Genomic DNA, 20,190 nt, shown 5'->3' with positions numbered 1-20,190 from the left:
CAATAGATTCTTACAAAAATTGCAATTCCCTATTAAAGCCTTTTTTCTATAAAATTAGATGCTTGGTTTATTCTAAAACTAACTCGCCACAATAGAATTGTAATACCTTAGTTTTAAAAACATAGTCGTATTTAGAACGAATCATTGCGCCTTCTGCGTTTACCAAACGTGTTCTTACCAAATCGAAATCAAAAATAGTCATTGCGCCAAAATTATAACGTTCTTGTGCATTTTTAAAAGCCTCTTTTTGAGATTCTAAAGAAATTTTTGAAGCTTCGAAAGTTTTTAAAGCTGTTTTAACATCTAAAAAAGCTTGTTCTATGGTTTGTTTTAGTCTCAATTTTTGATCTTCTAACCTTGTCTGAGACACTTCTTTATTAATAACGGATTGTGCTACTCTATTTTTGGTTTGAAAGCGATTAAAAATAGGGATATTAACACTAAATCCTAATCCATAACCTAAGTTTTCATCTAACTGAGTGCCAAAACCTGGATTCTCAAAACCCTCTGGTAAATTTAAATTAAAACCATAGTTGGTAGATAATGCTGCAGAAGCAGTAATTGTAGGGTAATAAGCACTCTCTGCAAGTGCAATATTAAAATCTGCATTTTCTATGTCTAACTTTGCTCTTGCAATCTCTGGCATATAATCCAATGATTTATTGTAAACACTCTCAGACGTTTTGTAGAAAAGATTGGCGGAAGGTGCTCCAACATCAATTGGTGTTACATCAAAATTTTCTACAGGTTCTTGCAACAGTTGTGCTAAATTTAATAACGCTAAATCTAATGTATTTTCTTGTGTAATTAAATTTTGAGCATCGTTTGCTGCTGTAGATTGTATGTTTAACAAATCCCCTTTTGCAATTACGCCCGCATCAAATCTTGCTTGCGCAGCTTGTATTTGCTTTTCACTAATGGCAGCTTGTACTTTGGCAACTTCTAAATTTTCTTTAGCAAATAAAACATTTAAATAGGTGTTTACAACTCTTAAAGAAATATCATTCTCTATTTGTTTTAAATCAAACAAACTAGATTCTACACCTAATTGTGCTTGTTTGTATGTATTTGTGTTTCTAAAACCATTAAAAATAGTATAATTAGAACTTGCTCCTAAAGAACCACCAAAAAAACTTGTGTTTACCCTATCTTGAGAAACAGGATCAAAACCAGTACCAAAATTTAAATTACCTCTTGTGTTAGCACCTAAATTTGGTAAGAAATTACCTTTTGCAATAGCTACATCTTTCTTTGCCAATTCAACACTCAACTTATTTTGTTGAATAGAAATATTCTTTTCTAAAGCCTGATTTACAGCTTCTTTTAATGTCCATTTTTTTTGAGAAAAAGTAGCTAAAGAAAAACATAAAGCCACTAAAAATATAAGTTTAGTTTTCAAAGGTAAAAGTTTTTGGTTGTTTATTTTTGGTTATCAATTAGATAACCTCTTTTATAAATGTTTAAGTAAGACGACCAAAAATAAAATTTGTTACAAAAAATTGCTCCTATTTATATGTTAATTTTTAACCTTTCTATTATAACGATAAATAGAAAACAACAATATACCTACCAAAATATAAGGAAAAACCATTAAATATGTAATTCCGTTATTAATACCTTCTGCCATAGTAGCATCTCCATTTTCTACAACTGCTTTACACATTGCACACTGTGGGAACGTATTTTGAATAAAACCAATAAGAACAAATAAGACGAAAAATATCTTTTTTTTATGCATAATAAGGAGCTATCATTAAATAAACAATTACGCCAGTAACGGCAACATATAACCATAAAGGGAAAGTTTTTTTAGCTATTTTCTTATGCTCTGGAAACTTACCTAATTTTGCTCTCATATAGGTAATTAGCACAAAAGGAATAACTACAATAGATAAGATTATATGTGTAATTAAAATAAAATAATACACATATTTAATAAGACCTTCACCACCAAAACTAGTAGAATCTGACGTCATGTGATACGCAATATACAATACCAAAAAAATTAGAGAACAAGCAATTGCTGCAGTATTTAATTGCTCATGTAGCTTTTTATTCCCTTTTTTAATAGCCATAACTGCGGCAACCAACAAAACTGCTGTTAGACCATTTATAGTAGCATAAATTGGCGGTAAAAAAGTTAAAGGCTCTACATTAAAACCTAGCCTTTTTAAATTGATACCAAACAACGCGGCAACAGCCAAAGGAATTACAATGGACAATGCTGTAATAATCTTCTTATATTTTGCTTCTTTAACCTCTAAACTATTCATCTAATAAAATTTTAATATCTTCTTTTAACTCTTTTATCTGATCAGGAAAACCTTGTTCTTCTATAGCTCTGTAATACATTATAGGATTACCAAATTCGTCTTTTCTAGATCTTATATAACCGTCTTTATCCACTAAGGCAAACAAACCAGAATGTTCAAACCCACCATGATCTGCATCACCTTTTCCTGCATATAATTTAAAACCTTTATTAGAAAGATTGTACACAACAGCCTCACTTTTACCTGTTAAAAGATGCCAATTTTTGTGTGTTATGCCGTTGTTCTTAGCATATGTTTTTAATAATTCTGGCGAATCTATTTCTGGTGTTATAGAAATTGATGCTATCCCAAAACTTGGATTCCCAAAAAACTCGTTTTGTATAGTTAGCATTTTCTGGTTCATAATTGGGCAAATGGTTGGGCAAGTTGCAAAGAAAAACTCTACCACATGCACTTTACCTTTGTAATCTGCATTAGATATTAGCTTGCCTTCTTGATTGATAAATTCAAAATTTGGTACCTTATTAAACTTAACAAGGCTCACTTTATCCGAAGAAAAGCGATCTACTACTTTAGGCACTGTATAAATACCAAAGAGCAAAATTATAAATGCAATACCTATGTAAGAATTTTTTTTCTTCATTTTTAAATTTCTCTATCTGCGTCGTTCTTTTTTAATGCTAACCTGTACTCTGCTAACAGTACTTTTACATCATCTTTCATTTTATCTTTTAAAATGGCTACAGAATTCATATTATATCCAAAAAGTTTACCATCAGCGTAATCTTTATCTTTTAACCTTCCTCTTAAGTTTACTTCTTTATCTACAATAAAAGCTTTAGATATTTGTAAATTATTTAGTGCTTCGCCTGTTTTAAAGCTATCATACAAAGCCAAAATCTCTTCATTAGAACTAGCAACAAACTTCCACTTTACCATATCTGTAAAAGCACCAACCTTGTCTTTTAACTTTTTAACTTCTTCAGTTTTAGAAGCAGGATAAATAGCAATTACTTGAAAGTTTTTAAAACCATAAAACGGCTTATAAATCTTTTGATTTAAATTAAAAATAGCACCTTTTATTGCTTGTATATCTTCACCTAAAAAGCAAACTACAGATATATTATTTTGAAACGTTACTTTATTACTGCTATCTATTAAAGCAACATCCGTAATGTTTTTAGTGATTACTGGTAGCTTTGCAAAGTTGTTAATTCCTGAAGATAAAATCAGATAGAAAAACAACGGAAAAATAAATAACAAAAACAGTACTACTCTTTTCTTAGTGAAAAACCTCATTTATCTAGAATTTTACTTTTAACCTATTTTTAACAAATTTTGCGTAAAAAAAAAGGTGGTTAAAACCACCTCTTTAAATTATCTCTTACCAATTTACTAATGGTGATAATGTCTCGTATAAATAATCTCCTTCGATTAGCAATAGTGTAACCAAATAGATGATTAAGAAAACAGCAGACCATACTATAGAACGTCTAAACCATTTTTTTTCTCCTTCTAAGTGCATAAACACCCAAGCAATACCGTATGCTTTTGCTAATGTTAAGATTATAAAAATCCAATTTAACCAACTGGTTCCAGGACCTTGTAAGTGTAAAGCATCTGGTTTAATAATACCCAAGTATACCTCTACTAATGTTAGTACAGATAGAATACCAAAAACCATCCATATTCTTTTTGCGCTAGATTCGTGTGCGTGTGCCATTTTAATGCTATATTTTAAAGTAATCTAAAAATCTTATTATTAAACTAGGTAGAAGAATGTAAATACAAATACCCAAACTAAATCTACAAAGTGCCAATATAAACCAACTTTCTCTACCATTTCATAATGTCCTCTTTTTTCATAAGTCCCTAAAATTACATTAAAGAAAATTATAATGTTAAGTATAATACCAGACACTACGTGAAAACCGTGAAAACCTGTAATAAAGAAAAAGAAGTCTGCAAATATGGTGTTTCCATATTCATTTGCTCTTAAGTTAGCTCCTTCAACTACCATTTTTGTTTTTGCCAATTGTAAAGCACCTTCTTCTCTAGACAAGATTGTTTTCTTTTTTAAATCCATATCCATTAATTCTGTTCTAACTTGAATATCTGGATTTGCATTATAAGCTGCAACCACTTGTGCTACTGAATAATTTGAGATTGTTTTTTCACTTTCAAACCACAAACCATTTTTTGGGGTATGCTGTACTCTGTTATCTGTTCTTTCTCCAACAACAAAATCTGCTAAAGCGATTTGCTTACCGTCTTTTACAAACTGTAATACTTTACCTTCTGTTGTTTTAACAGCACCATAAGTACCATTAATAAAAGTATTCCATTCCCAAGCTTGAGAACCTACGAATATTATACCACCTACAATTGTAGCAAACATATACCATGCTACTTTATTTTTTTTCATTTGATGACCAGCATCTACTGCTAATACCATTGTAACCGAAGAAAATATTAAGATAAACGTCATAATTGCAACGTAAATCATTGGGTATTCTCCGTGCATAAAAGGTACGTGTGTAAATACCTCATCTGCTATTGGCCAAGAATCTATAAACTTAAATCTTGTTAGACCATAAGCGGCTAAAAAACCAGAAAACGTTAAGGCATCTGAAAGGATAAAGAACCACATCATCATTTTACCATAGCTTGCGCCAAATGGTTTTACATTACCTCCACCCCAAGTCTCTTTGTTGTTTTCGTTTGGTACAGCAATATTTGCTTCCATAAAAATAGTTTCTATTAGTTATAAATTATCGAATAGTTTTTGCAAAATTAATCATTTTATATCATCTAATGAAATAGAAAAACAAAAATAGATAAATCCATAGTACATCTACAAAATGCCAAAAGATTGCACCAAGTTCAAAACCTAGTAAATCATTTGGTTTGTATTTGTATTTAAAATGATTATAAATAACAACCAATAGCACTACAACCCCAGCAATAAGGTGCAAAACGTGCATTAATGTTATTCCAATAATAAAAGATGTAGACACCGTACTTGTTGGACCTGTAAAATATAAACCTGCGTTTTTTAAATCGTTAAAACCAACATATTGTTGCCAAATAAAACCAACACCTAACAAAAATGTAAGTACTAATAAGGCTACAGATAGTTGTCTTTTATCTTTTTTTAAGAAGTTTTGAGACAAAAATAAGGTAATACTACTTAATACAATTAAAAATGTACTTATGTAAAAAGAGTTTGGCAAATCGAAAGTTACCCAATCTTCTCTTTTCATACTAATTACGTATGCACTTGTTAATCCTGCAAAAAACATAACCATGCTAATCATAGAAACCCAAAGCATGGGTTTTGCAGCTTTTTTTCTATTTGCTTTAAACTCTTGTTGTAATAATTGTTCTTCCAACATTTTCTTATTTCTTAATGTAAAAATTTATCAACTACATATAAAATTGGCACAATAGTAATGTACAAAATACTAGATAGCATTAGTTTTCTTGCATCTATATTTTGTTCACTTTTATACAATTTAACGCCATAAAACAACATTAATACGCCTAATAACGCAACTAAAATTGCGGTTACTGGGTATATGTAAAATTCTCCTGAAACTCTTAATACTGGTGCTATAGAAACCAAAATCATTATAACTGTGTAAAAAATAATTTGCTTTACAGCTCCTTTATCCTTTTTCCCCATTGGTAGCATATTGTAGCCTACTTTTTTATACTCTTCAAATTGCAACCAACCAATGGCCCAGAAATGTGGAAATTGCCAGAAAAACTGAATCATAAACAAAAAACCTGCTTCTATGCCAAAATTATTAGTAGCTGCAACCCAGCCCAACATAAAAGGTATTGCTCCTGGTATTGCTCCAACAAAAACGGTTAAAGGTGTTACTGCTTTTAAAGGTGTATATACACTTGTATAAATAAATATTGAAATTGCACCAAATAATGCAGATTTAGGATTGATGCTATATAAAATTGCAATACCCAATATGGTAAACAATACTGCAATAAAAAGCGCTGTATTTACAGACATTCTGCCAGTTGGCAAAGGTCTATTTTGTGTTCGCTTCATTAAGCCATCTACATCTTTTTCTATAATTTGATTAAATGCATTAGATGCACCTACCATAAAAAAACCACCAATAGCTAATAAAGAAAGAATAAAGTAGTTAACTGTTTCTACAGCAATTAAATAACCTGCCACTGAAGAAAAAACAACACTTAAAGACAAACCAACTTTAGTAAGCTGTTTAAAGTCTGTAAACATAGTTTGCATAGTTACTTTATTATCTGAAATAACGGTTGTATTCATAATAACACAATTGGCTTGCAAAGATACTTGCTAATTATGAATTAACCATACATTTTGAAACTATAAATGGTTAAAAAAAGTTAATTTTTAATTAATGTAAGTTACAAATTTAAAGATTATTGCAATTTTTAAGGCATAAAAAAACCCACTCAAAATTTGAGTGGGAAAATTGCTATGAAAAAGAAAAAGTGTAACAGTATAAAACTGCTACTTTGCAAAGATATGCATTAAATATATATCTTTTTAATTTTTAACAAAAAAAATTAAAAATCTAAATACCAATTAAACAAATCTGCCCTAATCCCTGCAGAAAACCATATTGTATTCCCACCAGGCAATGCACTTGTGGGCGTATCTATAGAAAATTTACGATAAGTTAAACCCGAAAATAAACTTAAATTATTAGTTGGATTTAAGAGATAATTCGCATTAAAATCTGCAATAAAAATGTTTGCAGTATTTCCTTGGCCAATTTTATTCCCTGTATCTCCAAATCTATCATCATAAGATTGGTATATATTACCACCAAAACTTATGGCCTCATCTTCAAAATCGAAACCTTTTTTACCTAAATTAAGTTTTGCATTAAAAGACCATCTGTCTTTTTTATAACGGGCAATTGCTACTGCTTCATAAAAATTTGCACCCCATAAATGCGCCATTGACTGGCTGTAATTTCCATAATTTAAAATAGGAGATCTGTGTGCAAAAGTATAAGGTCTTGCATAATTATACTCTACTTGTAAAAACAAATCATCAATATTAAAAGCATTAAAATATTTTGCGCCTAATTGCACGGCAAATTTGTTTCTCCAATCTTCTAAATTTCCTAAATTTCCTACAGAAAATTCATCTACCACTAATTGTGAGTATAATGAAATGTTATTATTTAACTTGTATTTACCTGTTAAACCAATAATTGCGTTACCAGAATCTTCTCCTCTATTAAATTCTAAAGCTCTGTAAAAAATAACAGGATTAAAAAAACCAGCATCAAAACCATTTTCCCCAAAAGAGACTGCTGTTTCAAAAAAACCAATATTTAATTTATCGGTAACATTTAAGCTTAAATAATGCGCTGCTATGTATTTTCTGGCATGTTCGTTAGGGTTAGAGGCAGATGCTAAAGATGGTTCTGTATTCCACATCCAAACATTGGTGTATTGAAACTTCCAAAAATCAACCTTCATTTTTAAATAGGTGGTTGGTGCAGATACGTCTGATAAAATAAAGCTTCTATAGCCATCTCCAATAAAATTTCTACCATTACCAAACTGAAACTGCATAAACTTATTGGGCTGAAATGCCAAATAACCTTCTGCCACAGGATAATCGAAACTATCTTCTTTAAAACCTTTAGCTTTACCTCTACCAGGTACTAAACCTTCAGAATTTTTTGGCCTTGTTAATGGAGAACGATTGGAAATAAAACTGTTTACATATTCTGCAAATCTACCTTGACTTTCGTAGACTGTTGCAGAGTATGAAAATTTATTGCCTAAACCACCATTAGCCGTTAAAATTCTAGTATTGTTATAGGTATATGCCACATTAGAATTGTCTTTACCTGCTTGTACATCTACCAGAAAATCTAGTGTAAACCAAAAATCTTTCTTTTTAACTTGTAGCAAATGTTCATTCCATAATTTTTTACCTAACCACGTCTCTTTTTCTGGTTTAAGAAACTGTTTTTTTTGTTCGCTTAAATCAAAATATGGTTTAAGATCACTATAAACATAAGGCTTAGAAGCTGTATGTGTGCCTTTTGCTTGGTGCAAAGCAAACTCATAATCTACATATCTTTGGTGCGTAAACGGTATGTTAAGCTGACTATCATGTTCTAAAAAAGTAGAATCTGCAATTTTATTTTGTGCAACTACTTCAAACAAATTTTGTTTTTTATTTCCTTTGGAAGCTACTTGCGTTGAATTTTCTAATTCCAGTGCTTCATCAGCATTTAAAGGAAACTGAATTGGCAACTCAAACTGCATTTCTATATTTCTATTGTTGTATTTTGCTGGGGTAATTTTAGGAAAATTGGTAAATGCAATTTCTACAGCATTTTTTACTTCTGTATGAGGTGTGTTTACATAAATAACTTTAAACTCACCATCTTTAGTTACTATAAATAAAGCGTTTGCAACGCCTGTGTAATTTTCTTGTTTTACTATTGCTGGCGTTTTAAAAGCCTTATAAAAATGTTTTTTTGTAGTATTGAAAAAACAATCTTGAATAGTGTTGGTTTGTTCTAATTTACAGTCTTCATATAAAGGATATATTTCTGACTGTGAAAAACCTAAAACAGTAAATAGTATTGCTAAAATGATGAATACTTTTTTCATTCTATAATTGAATAACATTTTTGTTTATTAATTGATATTTTTGGCCGCTTTCTTTGCACGTAGCAAAACCTTCTGCATTAAACGCTAATCTGTGCCCATACTCACTAACCCAACCAATTTGTTTAGAAGGATTGCCAACTACTAAAGCATAAGGTAAAACTGTTTTGGTAACCACTGCACCTGCACCAATAAAAGCATATTTACCAATATTGTTACCACACACTATGGTTGCATTTGCACCAATACTTGCTCCTTTTTCTACAATTGTTTCTAAATATTGATCTTGTCTTTTTATAGCACTTCTTGGGTTAATAACATTCGTAAAAACCATAGAAGGTCCTAAAAAAACATCGTCTTTACAAATAACGCCAGTATATATAGAAACATTATTTTGCACCTTTACATTTTTACCCAGAACTACTTTGGGAGAAACTACTACATTTTGCCCAATATTGCAATTTTCGCCAATTACACTATGAGACATAATATGACTAAAATGCCATATTTTAGTGTTTTTACCAATTAAACAATCTGCATCTATTACTGCAGTTTCGTGTGCAAAAAAATCTTTCAAAATTAGTAGCCTTTTTTTGTATTCTGTTCTTTATTTATAATTGCTTTAGCAGACGATGTACCAATTCTATCTACACCTAAACTTATCATTTTTACAGCGGTTTCAAAATCTTTAACACCATCTGCTGCTTTTATTTTTAGTGGTTTCGCATTTTTAGAAATTAGTTTCATAATTTCTAATGTGGCACCATTTGGTTTATTATTTTCTGTTTTATAAAAACCTGTAGAAGATTTTACAAAAACATTTTTTGCGTTTTCCAAACCAAAATTTTCAATTACAGTTTGTTTTATTAATTGTGAAATTACAATTATTTCTTTGTTTGTAAGTGCTGCAACTTCAATAATAAATTTGGCAACTTTGTTGTTAGCCAAACAAAATTGTGTGCATTTATTAACCTCTTCTTTTATTAGGTTGCTATTTCCTGCTTTAAATGCATTGTAATTTAATACAAAATCCAATTCGTCTGCACCCAAATTAATGGCTTTTTGTACTGCTTCTATTTTTTTTTCTAAGGATGCGTTTCCTTCAGGAAAATCTATAACTGTGCCAATTAAAACACTAGATTTTGCATCTGCTAACAAACGTTTTGCCAATTTAATATAATTAACACGCAACATAACCAACTTGTAATTATGCACAATAGCTTCTTCTAGCAAATACACTACTTTTTGGGTATTTTCTTGTTCGGAGATTTTGGCTTGCGTTGCTGTTTTTAAATATGTAGCGTCTAAAAACTGGTGAATTTGCATACTGCAAAAGTAAGCAAATATTAAAAATGATAGTTTAAATTAAACTGCGTAAAAAACCCAACTAAAAAGTTGGGTTATAAAATTTACTCTACACTAAAAGCAATGGGTAAATTGTACCTTACTCTAACAGGTTTATTTCTTTGTTTGCCAGGTGTAAATTTAGGCAGTTTCTTAATTAGTCTATTGGTTTCTTTTTCTAATGTATTATGTGGTGCTCTAATTTTTATATCTACAACGTCTCCTTTAGCATCTATTAAAAATTGAGTGTAAATTTTATATGTACCACTTTGTAAACCTAACTCATTAGCTAAACCTGCATTAAAGTTTTTTCTTATAAATCTCTTCATCTTTCTGTCAAAACAAAGTTTATTCTCTGTTTTAGATAAGCCTTCGCAACCTTTGAAAACAGGTGCATTTTCTATTGAAATAAAAGGTACATCTTCTATAGGGTTATTATCTTCAGGAATTTCTATAGTTGTAACTGTGTCTAAATTTAAAGGTTTAGGGTTATCTTCTGGTAAATCTATAATTGTTTCTTCTTTATTGTTCTCTGCTTTTTCAATTGGGGCATCAATAATTAAAGTTGAGGCTGCAACTAGTTTAAGTTTAGGGACTTTAATAACTTCTTTTTGAAAAATAAAATCTTGCGTGGGTTGTGGCGCTGTAAACTGATATTCTGTAGGTTTTAAAATGGCTACAGTTTTATCTTCCGTTTTGTGTTCTAAGGTTACATAAACAACAAATAAGACCAATACAAGCCCTAATTGCATAAAAATATTAGAGAATTTTTCTAATTGTTTGGTGGGTACTTTTTTTAGGTTTTTCATAATTAGTAAAGTTTTAAAATGTTAAGTTCTTGTTAAACCAAAATTTATGCCACAAAAATTATTTTTAATTTTTGTGTACAAGAATTCGTTTTTTTTACTTTACAATAAGATCGAAATAAAACGCTAATTACAGCTTGTCTTAAGAATTACCTTTATCTAAGTGCTTTTCTGCAACTTTTTCTAATTCTGCATACCAATTTTCACCAAATTTTCTAATTAAAGCTTGTTTTACAAACTTATAAACGGGCACTTGCAATTCTTTACCCAAAGTACAGGCATCATCACAAATTTCCCAACTATGGTAATTTACTGCAGAAAACTCACTATAATCTTTAACTCTAATGGGATATAAATGGCAAGAAAGTGGCTTTTTCCAATCTATTTCACCTTGATTATACGCTTCTTCAATGCCACAAAGTGCAGTTTTCTTTTCATCAAAAATTACGTAGGCACAATCTTTTCCATTAATCAGTGGTGTTTCCAATTCTCCCCAATCACTAGTAACCCAAGTACCCTCTTTTTCTATAACAGCAATACCTTCTTTTCTTAAAAACGGTTTTACTTTTGGGTATATTTCTTCCAAAATTTTGGTTTCTTCTTTATCTAAAGGAGCGCCAGCTTCGCCATCTATACAACAAGCGCCTTTACATGCAGATAAATTGCAAACAAAATCTTTTTCTATGATCTCTTCTGATACTATGGTTTTGCCTAATTGAAACATAACGCAAAAATAATATAAATTTTGTCGTATAATTTATGAAATCATTAATTTAGTTAAGTAATTTTGTAAAAAATATAAGTATGAGTGTTCATTTTAATTTCAAAGAAATATTTACTGCCTTTATGGTTTTATTTGCCGTAATTGATATTATAGGAAATATACCAATTATAATAGATTTACGTAAAAAAGCAGGGCATATTCAGTCTGGTAAAGCCTCTTTAATTGCTGGTTTTATTATGATACTTTTTCTATTTTTAGGACAAAGTTTACTAAGTTTAATCGGTATAGATGTAAATTCTTTTGCAGTTGCAGGTTCTTTTATATTGTTTTTTATAGCTTTAGAAATGATTTTGGGCATTACCTTGTATAAAGATGAAGGAGATATTAACGCTATAACAGCTTCTGTTTTTCCGCTTGCTTTTCCTTTAATTGCTGGTCCTGGTAGTTTAACTACATTATTATCTCTGCGTGCAGAATTTCATATAGAAAATATAATTGTGGCCATTATATTAAATATCGTTTTCTTGTATATCGTTTTAAAAACTTCGTCTAAAATAGAGCGTATTATAGGTCCAAATGGAATACAAATTATACGAAAAGTATTTGGTGTAATTCTATTGGCTATTTCTGTAAAATTATTTGCTACTAACATTAAAATATTATTTAATTAATGGTTTTTGATACTCTTATTATTGGTGGTGGTGTTTCTGGTTTACAATGTGCTTTAATTCTTGGTTCTGGTTTGCAAAAACCATTTTCAAAAGACAAAAAAGTTGGTATTATTATGCATCAAAAAGCATCTCACTTACAAAATGCGCTTTTTAATAATGTATTAGGTTTGCAACCTGCTACTTTAGGTAAAAACATATTACTAGAAGGTAGTAAGCAGTTATCTGATTTGTATCCTGAAGTTATTCAAATAGAGAAAGAGAAAGTAATAGAAATACACGATTTTAGTGATGGTTATAAGATTATCACTAATAAAAAAGAATACATTTCTAAAAACGTGGTGCTTGCTTTAAATTATGCCAAACCTTTTACTATAAGAGGTTTAGATGCTTATATAGAACCTCATAAAAGAGCCAACCCAACTAAAGATAGAATTCAGTTAAAAAATGAAAGTCTTTTAGTTAAAAAAGGGTTGTATTGTTGTGGTACAATTGCCGGCTTAAGAAGTCAGTTTGCCATTGCAGCTGGCTCTGGCGCAAGTGTTGCCACAGACATTTTAACTTTATGGAATAACAACATACCTACCAAAGTACATGATAAAGTAGACATATAAAATTCAAATATTTTTTCATCAAAAATATTGTGATAAAAATGTATATAAATTTAATTAACGTGAGTTCGATTTAAAAAACTCTCTTTGTTAGACAATCACTATTTATAATCTTTGAAACTAAAATCATTTTGACTTAAATGGATAAATCTCAAATTAAATTCGAGATTTCTCAACTACACTTCGTTCCGTTCGAAATGACAAATAACTAATTTTTTACAACACAAAATTTAAATTTAATACTAAAAAAACCAGCTTTATGTAGCTGGTTTTTTATATCATAATATGTTGTTATTATAAATTACTCCACCGTTACAGATTTTGCTAAATTTCTTGGCTGATCTACATTTTTATCTAACATTACAGCAATATGATAAGAAAGTAATTGAAAAGGAATTGTAGTTAACAAAGGTGTTAATGCTTCTTCCGTTTCTGGAATTTCTATTACGTGATCTGCAATTTCTTTAACCTGTGTATCTCCTTCTGTAACTATGGCAATAATTTTACCTGATCTAGATTTTATTTCTTGTATATTACTAACTACCTTTTCATAATGCCCTTTATTGGTAGCTATTACAAAAATTGGCATATTTTCGTCAATTAATGCAATTGGGCCATGTTTCATTTCTGCAGCAGGGTAACCTTCTGCATGTATATATGAGATCTCTTTTAACTTTAAAGCACCTTCTAATGCTACAGGAAAATTAAAACCTCTTCCTAAATACAAGCAATTTTTGGCATTTTTGTAAACGTTGGCAATTTCTTTAACCTTTTCATCAATCTTTAAAAGATTTTCTATATCATTAGGTATGGTTTGCATTTTTTGCAAATACATTCTTAAAGCAGTTTTAGACAATGTACCCATTTTAGAAGCTAATTTTAAAGAAATTAGTGTTAAAACAGTTATTTGCGTAGTAAAAGCCTTAGTAGATGCCACACCAATTTCTGGACCTGCATGAGTATAAGCACCAGCATGTGTTTCTCTTGCAATAGAAGAACCTACAACATTACAAATTCCAAATACAAAAGCTCCTTTAGATTTTGCTAATTTTATAGCTGCAAGTGTATCTGCAGTTTCACCAGATTGTGAAATTGCAATTACTACATCTTTAGGTGTTATAATAGGGTTTCTATATCTAAATTCTGAGGCATATTCCACTTCTACAGGAATTCTAGCCATATCTTCTAGTAAATACTCACCTACCAAACCAGCGTGCCAAGATGTACCACAAGCAACAATTATAATTCTTTCTGCATTTAAGAATTTATTCATGTTGTCATCTATACCAGACATCTTAATAATGCCTTCATCTGCAAGCATTCTACCTCTATAAGTATCTTTAATAGCTTTTGGTTGCTCGTGTATTTCTTTTAGCATAAAATGATCATAACCACCTTTTTCAATTTGGTCTAAGCTCATTTGTAACTCTTGAATGTTTGCAACTACTAAAGCATCATCTTTTATTCTTCTTACTTTAATTGGCTTGCCCAATTTAATAATTGCCATTTCTTCATCTTCTAAATAAATAGCATTTTTAGTATATTCTATAAATGGTGAAGCGTCTGAAGCAATAAAAAACTCTGTATTCTCTTTACCAACACCAATTGCAATTGGACTTCCTAAACGTGCCACTACAATTTCATTTGGTTTTGTTTTATCAAAAACAGCAATGGCATATGCACCAATAACATTATTTAAAGCGAGCTGCACTGCTTGTCCTAATTTGCAGTTTTCTTTCTTTTTAACTTCTTCTATAAGATTAATAAGTACCTCTGTATCTGTATCACTTTTAAAATTATAACCTCTTTTAATTAGCTCTTTTCTAAGCGTATCATAATTTTCTATAATTCCATTGTGTACAATAACTAAATCTCCCGATTGCGAAAAGTGAGGATGAGAATTCACATCATTTGGCACACCATGTGTTGCCCAACGTGTGTGTCCCATTCCAATAGTTCCTTTTTTTCTTTCTTCTTCTTTATTTGTAATCAACTCTAAATCAGAGACTTTGCCTTTTGTTTTAGATAATTGTATTTTACCTTCATTATACGTCATTATTCCAGCACTATCGTAACCTCTATACTCTAGCCTTTTTAAACCATTTATAACAATTGGGTAAGCGTCTCTAAAACCTATATATCCTGTAATTCCACACATAGTTTTTTGGTTGATTAATTTTCTTTTTCGGTGTAAAAAATCTTTAATTGCGCCCTTCTAGCTCCATTTAAAGCGTTGTCTCCATTTAAAATAGAAACTGCTTTTGGGTTCCAATTATATCTTGTAAATAATGTGTCTCCAGGGGAAAGTGGAACATCAGACGTGTTAAAAACCTTTAACCTCAAAGAAGGGTTATAAACCTCTTCTCCACTTAAAAAATCAGATAGGTAATCTGTAATTTTAAATGTATAACTATCTTTTCTATTCTCATTATCCAACTGCACACCACCGCCAAAAATAAATGGGCCTTCGGATATAACATCTTTTATTTGACTTTGAATATTTTGCCCAGCATTATTAACACCGTTCTTATATAAATAAAGTCTAAAAGGCGCATTTGTAACATCTGATTCTTGATTTATATAAAACGTTAAAGCAGCATCATTAACTAACCAATTTTTAGATTTTAAAAGATTTATTTGCTCGTTGTTTAATATTTGTACGGAAGCCTCAGAACCAGCTGCACCTTGCAATATTACCTCATTATTATCTGGGTAAACTCTGTTTTGCATAGCGTATCTGTTATTAGAAACACTACCAGGAACTCCACCCAATTGAAAGCTGTGATTTTGTTTGATAATAGTATCTATTTCATTATTTGGAGTAAAATATGTATTAGAGTAAAAAACTTCTATTTGTGGGTTTGCGGCTGCAGCCACCGAACTTCTTAAGTTAAACGAAATTAAAGAACCACCTCTTTCTCCTGTAGGTTGGTCTCTTTCTTTCGCTTCAATTACAATACCTCTAAAGTAGTCATTAAAAGCTGCTTGCGAAGCAAAATTAGGTGTTTGGTAATTGTTTAAGAATACTTCTTCTGCAAAGCTATTTTTTAAAGGAATTATAGCCATAGGTAAACCTATGTTAGAGTTTGCAGTAATTGGGTAACGCACAGAATCTATATCATACACTACTCCCAAACTATTTCTACGTTTTACTATAATTAAAGTATCTTTTGCTGTTGGTTTAAACTCTTTAAAATTTTCAGCAGTTAAATTCTCTGGATTGATTTGGTATTCAGTATCAGAAAAAAAACGGTTTGTTTTAGACGGATCTGCAGGATTTAACGTATTTAAAAATGTTGTCAATTCAAAAACATTTATATCAAAAGACTGGTTTCCTACTACAGAATCTAGTTCAAAAACAGGTGTATCTGTATTAGATTGCAAAGTAGCATGATAAGGCAATCTAATAAAAACAGTATCAATAGTAGTTTGTACTCTTAAATTAGAAACATTATCAAAAGTAGTTTTTGTAAGTCTGGTATCAATATTTACCTGTGTTACAAGAGAAGCTTCAAAACTTTCATAATTTTCGTTTACATAAGCTCCTAATAAATATTGCCCCTGAAAACCAAAAAACGGTGTTGTTAACAAACTTAAACCATCTGTTCTTATATTTTCTAAAGGTGCGTTGGTTACTATTACATCTAAAACTGTATCTTTTGTAGAAAACACAGTATTACTAACCACACCAGAATTAATATCTGTAAAATCTTTTTCGCAAGATATAATTGCTACAACCAACAATAGTAAAGCACTAAAATGTATGCTCTTTTTTAAAATACTTTTCACCTTAAAACAATTATTTTTCGGATACTAAATCCGTGTAAAAATTTAAATAACTTTCCTTAAAGTTTTCTTCTTGAAAACCTAAAACCGGAATTTCTTTCTCGTCAATAAACGAGGTAATTTCCTCAGAAATATTTTCACTACCGTGTATTACAGCGTCAGAATTTTCTATGGCACTTTTAATTATGTTTGTATGGTTAGGTGTTTTAATTGTTGCAATTTTCTTATCCGCTTTAAAATCGAACTCAACTTTCTCTGCCAATTCTGTATTTAACTCACCTTCAAAAGGATTATTGTATATGGAAGTTACAATTTTACTTTCTGTAAAAAGCGGCTCTTCATTATAAAACTCTCTTAAATATAAAGGCAATAAAGAAGCCATCCAACCATGCACATGAATAATATCTGGTGCCCAGTTTAATTTTTTAACGGTTTCTATAACACCTTTTGCAAAAAAGATAGCACGTTCATCATTATCTTCAAACAAGGTATCATCTTCATCAGAAAAAACTGCTTTTCTTTTAAAATACTCTTCATTATCTATAAAGTAAACTTGCATTCTTTCTTTTGGTATAGACGCCACTTTAATAATTAAGGGCATATCCATATCATTTACTACTAAGTTCATCCCAGATAAACGAATTACTTCGTGTAATTGGTGTCTTCTTTCGTTAATTACACCATATCGTGGCATAAAAATACGGGTTTGTACTCCTTTAGAATGTGCATTTTTTGCCGCGTTAAATGCAGTAGACGATAACTCTGTTTCTGGCAAGTAAGGTACTACTTCAGACGAAACAAATAATATTCTTTTATCCTTCATTAAATCAAACTCTTTTTGTAAGATTTGCGAAAATACAAATTTTTATGTAAATATCGTGTTAAAATGGTAAGTTTGCACACCTTAGCAATGCTACAACTATGAAAATTTTCGACCTTAAAAAAGACGTAAAAGCCTGTCTTTTAAACCTTAAAACAAATCACAAAACCATTGGTTTTGTGCCCACAATGGGTGCTTTACACCAAGGCCATTTGTCTCTTATTAAAAAAGCAAAACAAAAAAACGATGTTGTTGTAGTTAGTATTTTTGTGAATCCTACACAATTTGATAATGCAGAAGATTTAAAAAAATACCCAAAAACGCTAGAAAACGATATTAAATTGTTAAAGTCTGTAGCTTGTGATGTACTGTTTCATCCAACAGTAGCAGAAATTTATGCAGCAAATATAAGTTCAGAAAAATTTAATTTTGATGGTTTAGAGCATCAAATGGAAGGCAAATTTAGAGATGGCCATTTTAATGGCGTAGGCACTATTGTAAAAACTTTATTTGAAATTATAACACCCAACAAAGCGTATTTTGGCGAAAAAGATTTTCAGCAATTGCAGATCATCAAAAAAATGGTGAAAAAAAATAATTTGCCTGTAAAAATTAAAGGTTGTGCCATTTTTAGAGAAGCAGATGGTTTGGCTATGAGCTCTAGAAACACGAGACTTACAGAAGACTACAGAAACGCTGCTCCTTTTATTTACAAAATATTAAAAAAAGCCAAAAAGAAATTTGGCACAGAAAATGCTACTAAAATTACAGCTTGGGTAACCAAAAAATTTAAAGAACATCCTTTATTAGAATTAGAATATTTTACCATTGCAGAAGAAAAAACATTAGAAACTGCCATTAAAAAAGAAAAAAACAAAAAATACAGAGCATTTATAGCTGTTTTTGCGGGTAGAATTAGATTAATAGATAATATTCGTTTGAAATAACTAGTTTATTTAACCATCAATTTTCAGTTCGGGCGCAGTCGAGAGCTCATAATAAATCAATACATTTTTTTTAATAGTCTGCATAAAAACTTTTAAAACAACTTTTCACTAAAAAAACCTATTTTTGTAATATGTTAGTACAAGTAGTAAAATCTAAAATCCACCGTGTAAAAGTTACAGGTGCAGATTTAAATTATATAGGCAGCATTACCATAGACCAAGATTTAATGGATGCTGCCAACATTATAGAAGGCGAACGCGTTCAAATAGTAAACAACAATAATGGCGAGCGTTTAGAAACCTACGCAATTCCAGGACCAAGAGGTAGTGGAGAAATTACTTTAAACGGTGCTGCTGCAAGAAGAGTGGCCGTTGGCGATGTTTTAATACTAATTGTTTACGGATTTATGGATTTTGAAGAAGCAAAAAACTTTAAACCATCATTAGTTTTTCCTAACGAAAAAGACAATACACTTACCTAATTTTGAACATCAAAAAAATTTTAAAAACCATATTACCTCTCGTTTTGGGAGGTTTTTTAGTTTGGTACTCGCTCTCTAAAATCTCTTTAGAAATATTAATTGGTTATTTTAAAGAAGCCAATTATAGTTGGATTTTTCTTGGACTTTTCTTTGGTATTTTAAGCCATTTATCTAGAGCCTATCGTTGGAAGTTTATGTTGGCACCTTTAGGTTTTAAACCCAAATTTACCAACAGTGTTTTAGCAGTTTTAGTAGGGTATTTGGTAAATTTAGCCTTACCCAGAGCAGGAGAAATTTCCAGAGCCACAGTAATGACCAACTACGAGAAAATTCCGTTCGAAAAAGGGTTTGGAACCATTGTAGCAGAAAGAATTGCAGATTTAATAATGATGCTTAGCATTGTAGCCATTACACTTTTTGTACAATTCGATTTTATTTGGGAACTGCTAACCAAAAACTTCGACCCAACTAAAATTTTTATTGGCCTTACCATTTTAGCAACATTAGCTTTCGTTTTTATTCGCTTTGTAAAAAAAGCAAAAACCGGTTTTTTACTAAAAATTAAAACCTTTGTTAGTGGTTTGGTAGAAGGCTTAACCAGTATATTTAAAATGAAAAATAAGTGGGCATTTATTTTTCATACCGTGTTTATTTGGGTAATGTATGTAGCCATGTTTTGGGCAACAATACCAGCAATAAATGGTTTAAACGTACCTTTTGGTGGCATTTTAATTGGTTTTATAGCCGGCGGCTTTTCCATTGCAGCCACAAATGGCGGTATTGGTTTATACCCTATTGCAGTAGCTGGTGCTTTAGCTTTATTTAATATTGCCACAGAACCTGCCACCGCTTTTGGTTGGATTATGTGGACCGCACAAACTGTCATGATAATCGTTTTTGGAGGTTTGGCCTTTTTATTACTTCCATTAGTAAATAAAAATAAATAGTATTTGGGCGTTACCACGCGAAAAAGCGTGGTCGTGCTTTCCACTATATCTTTTTGCTAGATCCTGAATTAAATTCAGGACCCAGCAAAAAGGATGCCGTTTCAATCACTAACGCAAGTACTTGCTGGCTAACA

Annotated in this window: 22 protein-coding genes; 5 read left to right on the top strand and 17 right to left on the bottom strand. The window is 30.7% G+C overall.

Translation table 11 applies throughout. From position 1 onward, the window contains the following. Positions 1-67: 67 nt before the first annotated feature. From Q0684_RS08760 to Q0684_RS08695, 14 genes are all read right to left on the bottom strand, one after another. The gene (locus Q0684_RS08760; protein ID WP_299015376.1) at positions 68-1,399 is read right to left on the bottom strand and encodes a TolC family protein; all 1,332 of its coding nucleotides are present in this window, start codon (positions 1,397-1,399) and stop codon (positions 68-70) included. Positions 1,400-1,516: 117 nt separating this feature from the next. Continuing rightward, positions 1,517-1,663, bottom strand: coding sequence for a hypothetical protein (locus Q0684_RS08755; RefSeq protein WP_366140198.1), 147 nt, complete (start codon positions 1,661-1,663; stop codon positions 1,517-1,519). Between the two features lie 67 nt (positions 1,664-1,730). Next, positions 1,731-2,273, bottom strand: a complete 543-nt coding sequence (locus Q0684_RS08750) for a DUF420 domain-containing protein (protein WP_299015370.1) — start codon at positions 2,271-2,273, stop codon at positions 1,731-1,733. Further along, complete coding sequence (locus Q0684_RS08745) at positions 2,266-2,916, bottom strand: SCO family protein (RefSeq protein ID WP_299015367.1); 651 nt, start codon at positions 2,914-2,916, stop codon at positions 2,266-2,268. The genes Q0684_RS08750 and Q0684_RS08745 overlap by 8 nt, the downstream gene beginning before the upstream one ends. 2 nt (positions 2,917-2,918) lie before the next feature. Beyond that, positions 2,919-3,572, bottom strand: coding sequence for a hypothetical protein (locus Q0684_RS08740; protein ID WP_299015364.1), 654 nt, complete (start codon positions 3,570-3,572; stop codon positions 2,919-2,921). An 85-nt stretch (positions 3,573-3,657) separates the two neighbouring features. After that, complete coding sequence (locus tag Q0684_RS08735) at positions 3,658-3,996, bottom strand: cytochrome C oxidase subunit IV family protein (protein WP_299015361.1); 339 nt, start codon at positions 3,994-3,996, stop codon at positions 3,658-3,660. 39 nt (positions 3,997-4,035) lie between these two features. Then, positions 4,036-5,019 carry a cytochrome c oxidase subunit 3 gene (locus Q0684_RS08730; RefSeq protein WP_299015355.1) on the bottom strand — a complete coding sequence of 328 codons (984 nt, stop codon included), beginning with the start codon at positions 5,017-5,019 and terminating at the stop codon, positions 4,036-4,038. Between the two features lie 61 nt (positions 5,020-5,080). Next, positions 5,081-5,668 (bottom strand): cytochrome c oxidase subunit 3, encoded by a 588-nt coding sequence (locus Q0684_RS08725; protein ID WP_299015351.1) that lies wholly within the window; start codon positions 5,666-5,668, stop codon positions 5,081-5,083. 11 nt (positions 5,669-5,679) lie between these two features. Beyond that, positions 5,680-6,582, bottom strand: coding sequence for a heme o synthase (gene cyoE / locus Q0684_RS08720; RefSeq protein ID WP_299015347.1), 903 nt, complete (start codon positions 6,580-6,582; stop codon positions 5,680-5,682). A 263-nt stretch (positions 6,583-6,845) separates the two neighbouring features. After that, on the bottom strand, positions 6,846-8,924 hold the full coding sequence (locus Q0684_RS08715) for a gliding motility protein RemB (protein WP_299015342.1): 2,079 nt from the start codon (positions 8,922-8,924) through the stop codon (positions 6,846-6,848). Position 8,925: 1 nt separating this feature from the next. Next, a complete protein-coding gene (locus Q0684_RS08710; RefSeq protein ID WP_299015338.1) occupies positions 8,926-9,498 on the bottom strand; it encodes an acyltransferase in 573 nt (190 codons plus the stop codon). 2 nt (positions 9,499-9,500) lie between these two features. Beyond that, on the bottom strand, positions 9,501-10,247 hold the full coding sequence (gene deoC / locus Q0684_RS08705; RefSeq protein WP_299015334.1) for a deoxyribose-phosphate aldolase: 747 nt from the start codon (positions 10,245-10,247) through the stop codon (positions 9,501-9,503). An 83-nt stretch (positions 10,248-10,330) separates the two neighbouring features. Continuing rightward, positions 10,331-11,074 carry an energy transducer TonB gene (locus Q0684_RS08700; protein ID WP_299015329.1) on the bottom strand — a complete coding sequence of 248 codons (744 nt, stop codon included), beginning with the start codon at positions 11,072-11,074 and terminating at the stop codon, positions 10,331-10,333. Positions 11,075-11,213: 139 nt separating this feature from the next. Further along, positions 11,214-11,795: a DUF3109 family protein gene (locus Q0684_RS08695; protein WP_299015325.1), complete on the bottom strand. Its 582-nt coding sequence runs from the start codon at positions 11,793-11,795 to the stop codon at positions 11,214-11,216. Positions 11,796-11,875: 80 nt separating this feature from the next. Between Q0684_RS08695 and Q0684_RS08690 the strand changes: the two genes are divergently transcribed. Next, the gene (locus Q0684_RS08690) at positions 11,876-12,466 is read left to right on the top strand and encodes a MarC family protein (RefSeq protein WP_299015320.1); all 591 of its coding nucleotides are present in this window, start codon (positions 11,876-11,878) and stop codon (positions 12,464-12,466) included. Next, entirely contained in the window at positions 12,466-13,077 is a 612-nt protein-coding gene (locus Q0684_RS08685; protein WP_299015316.1) for an NAD(P)/FAD-dependent oxidoreductase, read from the top strand. The genes Q0684_RS08690 and Q0684_RS08685 overlap by 1 nt, the downstream gene beginning before the upstream one ends. Positions 13,078-13,375: 298 nt before the next feature. Here Q0684_RS08685 and glmS read toward each other — a convergent pair whose 3' ends face one another. The 3 genes from glmS to Q0684_RS08670 are packed head-to-tail and all read right to left on the bottom strand — an operon-like array spanning position 13,376 to position 17,683. Continuing rightward, a complete protein-coding gene (gene glmS, locus Q0684_RS08680) occupies positions 13,376-15,232 on the bottom strand; it encodes a glutamine--fructose-6-phosphate transaminase (isomerizing) (protein ID WP_299015312.1) in 1,857 nt (618 codons plus the stop codon). 14 nt (positions 15,233-15,246) lie between these two features. Next, positions 15,247-16,863 carry a DUF4270 family protein gene (locus Q0684_RS08675; RefSeq protein WP_299015309.1) on the bottom strand — a complete coding sequence of 539 codons (1,617 nt, stop codon included), beginning with the start codon at positions 16,861-16,863 and terminating at the stop codon, positions 15,247-15,249. 10 nt (positions 16,864-16,873) lie between these two features. Continuing rightward, the gene (locus tag Q0684_RS08670; protein WP_299015307.1) at positions 16,874-17,683 is read right to left on the bottom strand and encodes a glycogen/starch synthase; all 810 of its coding nucleotides are present in this window, start codon (positions 17,681-17,683) and stop codon (positions 16,874-16,876) included. Positions 17,684-17,781: 98 nt separating this feature from the next. On the opposite strand from Q0684_RS08670, the gene panC reads away from it, so the two are divergent. The 3 genes from panC to Q0684_RS08655 all read left to right on the top strand — a co-directional run bounded on the left by panC (position 17,782) and on the right by Q0684_RS08655 (position 20,056). Beyond that, complete coding sequence (panC, locus tag Q0684_RS08665) at positions 17,782-18,627, top strand: pantoate--beta-alanine ligase (RefSeq protein WP_299015304.1); 846 nt, start codon at positions 17,782-17,784, stop codon at positions 18,625-18,627. A 131-nt stretch (positions 18,628-18,758) separates the two neighbouring features. Next, a complete protein-coding gene (panD, locus tag Q0684_RS08660; protein WP_299015301.1) occupies positions 18,759-19,109 on the top strand; it encodes an aspartate 1-decarboxylase in 351 nt (116 codons plus the stop codon). A 2-nt stretch (positions 19,110-19,111) separates the two neighbouring features. Further along, positions 19,112-20,056, top strand: a complete 945-nt coding sequence (locus Q0684_RS08655) for a lysylphosphatidylglycerol synthase transmembrane domain-containing protein (RefSeq protein WP_299015298.1) — start codon at positions 19,112-19,114, stop codon at positions 20,054-20,056. Positions 20,057-20,190: the final 134 nt, after the last annotated feature.

Source organism: uncultured Polaribacter sp. (genome assembly GCF_947503875.1).
Classification (GTDB): Bacteria; Bacteroidota; Bacteroidia; order Flavobacteriales; family Flavobacteriaceae; genus Polaribacter.
The sequence above is the reverse complement of the archived record's forward strand: the minus strand, read 5'-3'. Positions and strand labels throughout refer to the sequence as shown.

Excerpts from the sequence above, each read along its gene's own strand:
- deoC (WP_299015334.1), bottom strand. The coding sequence starts at position 10,247 with ATGCAAATTCACCAGTTTTTAGACGCTACATATTTAAAAACAGCAACG.
- panD (WP_299015301.1), top strand. The coding sequence starts at position 18,759 with ATGTTAGTACAAGTAGTAAAATCTAAAATCCACCGTGTAAAAGTTACA.
- Q0684_RS08685 (WP_299015316.1), top strand. The coding sequence starts at position 12,466 with ATGGTTTTTGATACTCTTATTATTGGTGGTGGTGTTTCTGGTTTACAA.
- Q0684_RS08695 (WP_299015325.1), bottom strand. The coding sequence starts at position 11,795 with ATGTTTCAATTAGGCAAAACCATAGTATCAGAAGAGATCATAGAAAAA.
- Q0684_RS08690 (WP_299015320.1), top strand. The coding sequence starts at position 11,876 with ATGAGTGTTCATTTTAATTTCAAAGAAATATTTACTGCCTTTATGGTT.
- panC (WP_299015304.1), top strand. The coding sequence starts at position 17,782 with ATGAAAATTTTCGACCTTAAAAAAGACGTAAAAGCCTGTCTTTTAAAC.
- Q0684_RS08745 (WP_299015367.1), bottom strand. The coding sequence starts at position 2,916 with ATGAAGAAAAAAAATTCTTACATAGGTATTGCATTTATAATTTTGCTC.
- Q0684_RS08700 (WP_299015329.1), bottom strand. The coding sequence starts at position 11,074 with ATGAAAAACCTAAAAAAAGTACCCACCAAACAATTAGAAAAATTCTCT.
- glmS (WP_299015312.1), bottom strand. The coding sequence starts at position 15,232 with ATGTGTGGAATTACAGGATATATAGGTTTTAGAGACGCTTACCCAATT.
- Q0684_RS08735 (WP_299015361.1), bottom strand. The coding sequence starts at position 3,996 with ATGGCACACGCACACGAATCTAGCGCAAAAAGAATATGGATGGTTTTT.
- Q0684_RS08670 (WP_299015307.1), bottom strand. The coding sequence starts at position 17,683 with ATGAAGGATAAAAGAATATTATTTGTTTCGTCTGAAGTAGTACCTTAC.
- Q0684_RS08715 (WP_299015342.1), bottom strand. The coding sequence starts at position 8,924 with ATGAAAAAAGTATTCATCATTTTAGCAATACTATTTACTGTTTTAGGT.
- Q0684_RS08750 (WP_299015370.1), bottom strand. The coding sequence starts at position 2,273 with ATGAATAGTTTAGAGGTTAAAGAAGCAAAATATAAGAAGATTATTACA.
- Q0684_RS08725 (WP_299015351.1), bottom strand. The coding sequence starts at position 5,668 with ATGTTGGAAGAACAATTATTACAACAAGAGTTTAAAGCAAATAGAAAA.
- Q0684_RS08740 (WP_299015364.1), bottom strand. The coding sequence starts at position 3,572 with ATGAGGTTTTTCACTAAGAAAAGAGTAGTACTGTTTTTGTTATTTATT.
- cyoE (WP_299015347.1), bottom strand. The coding sequence starts at position 6,582 with ATGAATACAACCGTTATTTCAGATAATAAAGTAACTATGCAAACTATG.
- Q0684_RS08730 (WP_299015355.1), bottom strand. The coding sequence starts at position 5,019 with ATGGAAGCAAATATTGCTGTACCAAACGAAAACAACAAAGAGACTTGG.
- Q0684_RS08755 (WP_366140198.1), bottom strand. The coding sequence starts at position 1,663 with ATGTGTAAAGCAGTTGTAGAAAATGGAGATGCTACTATGGCAGAAGGT.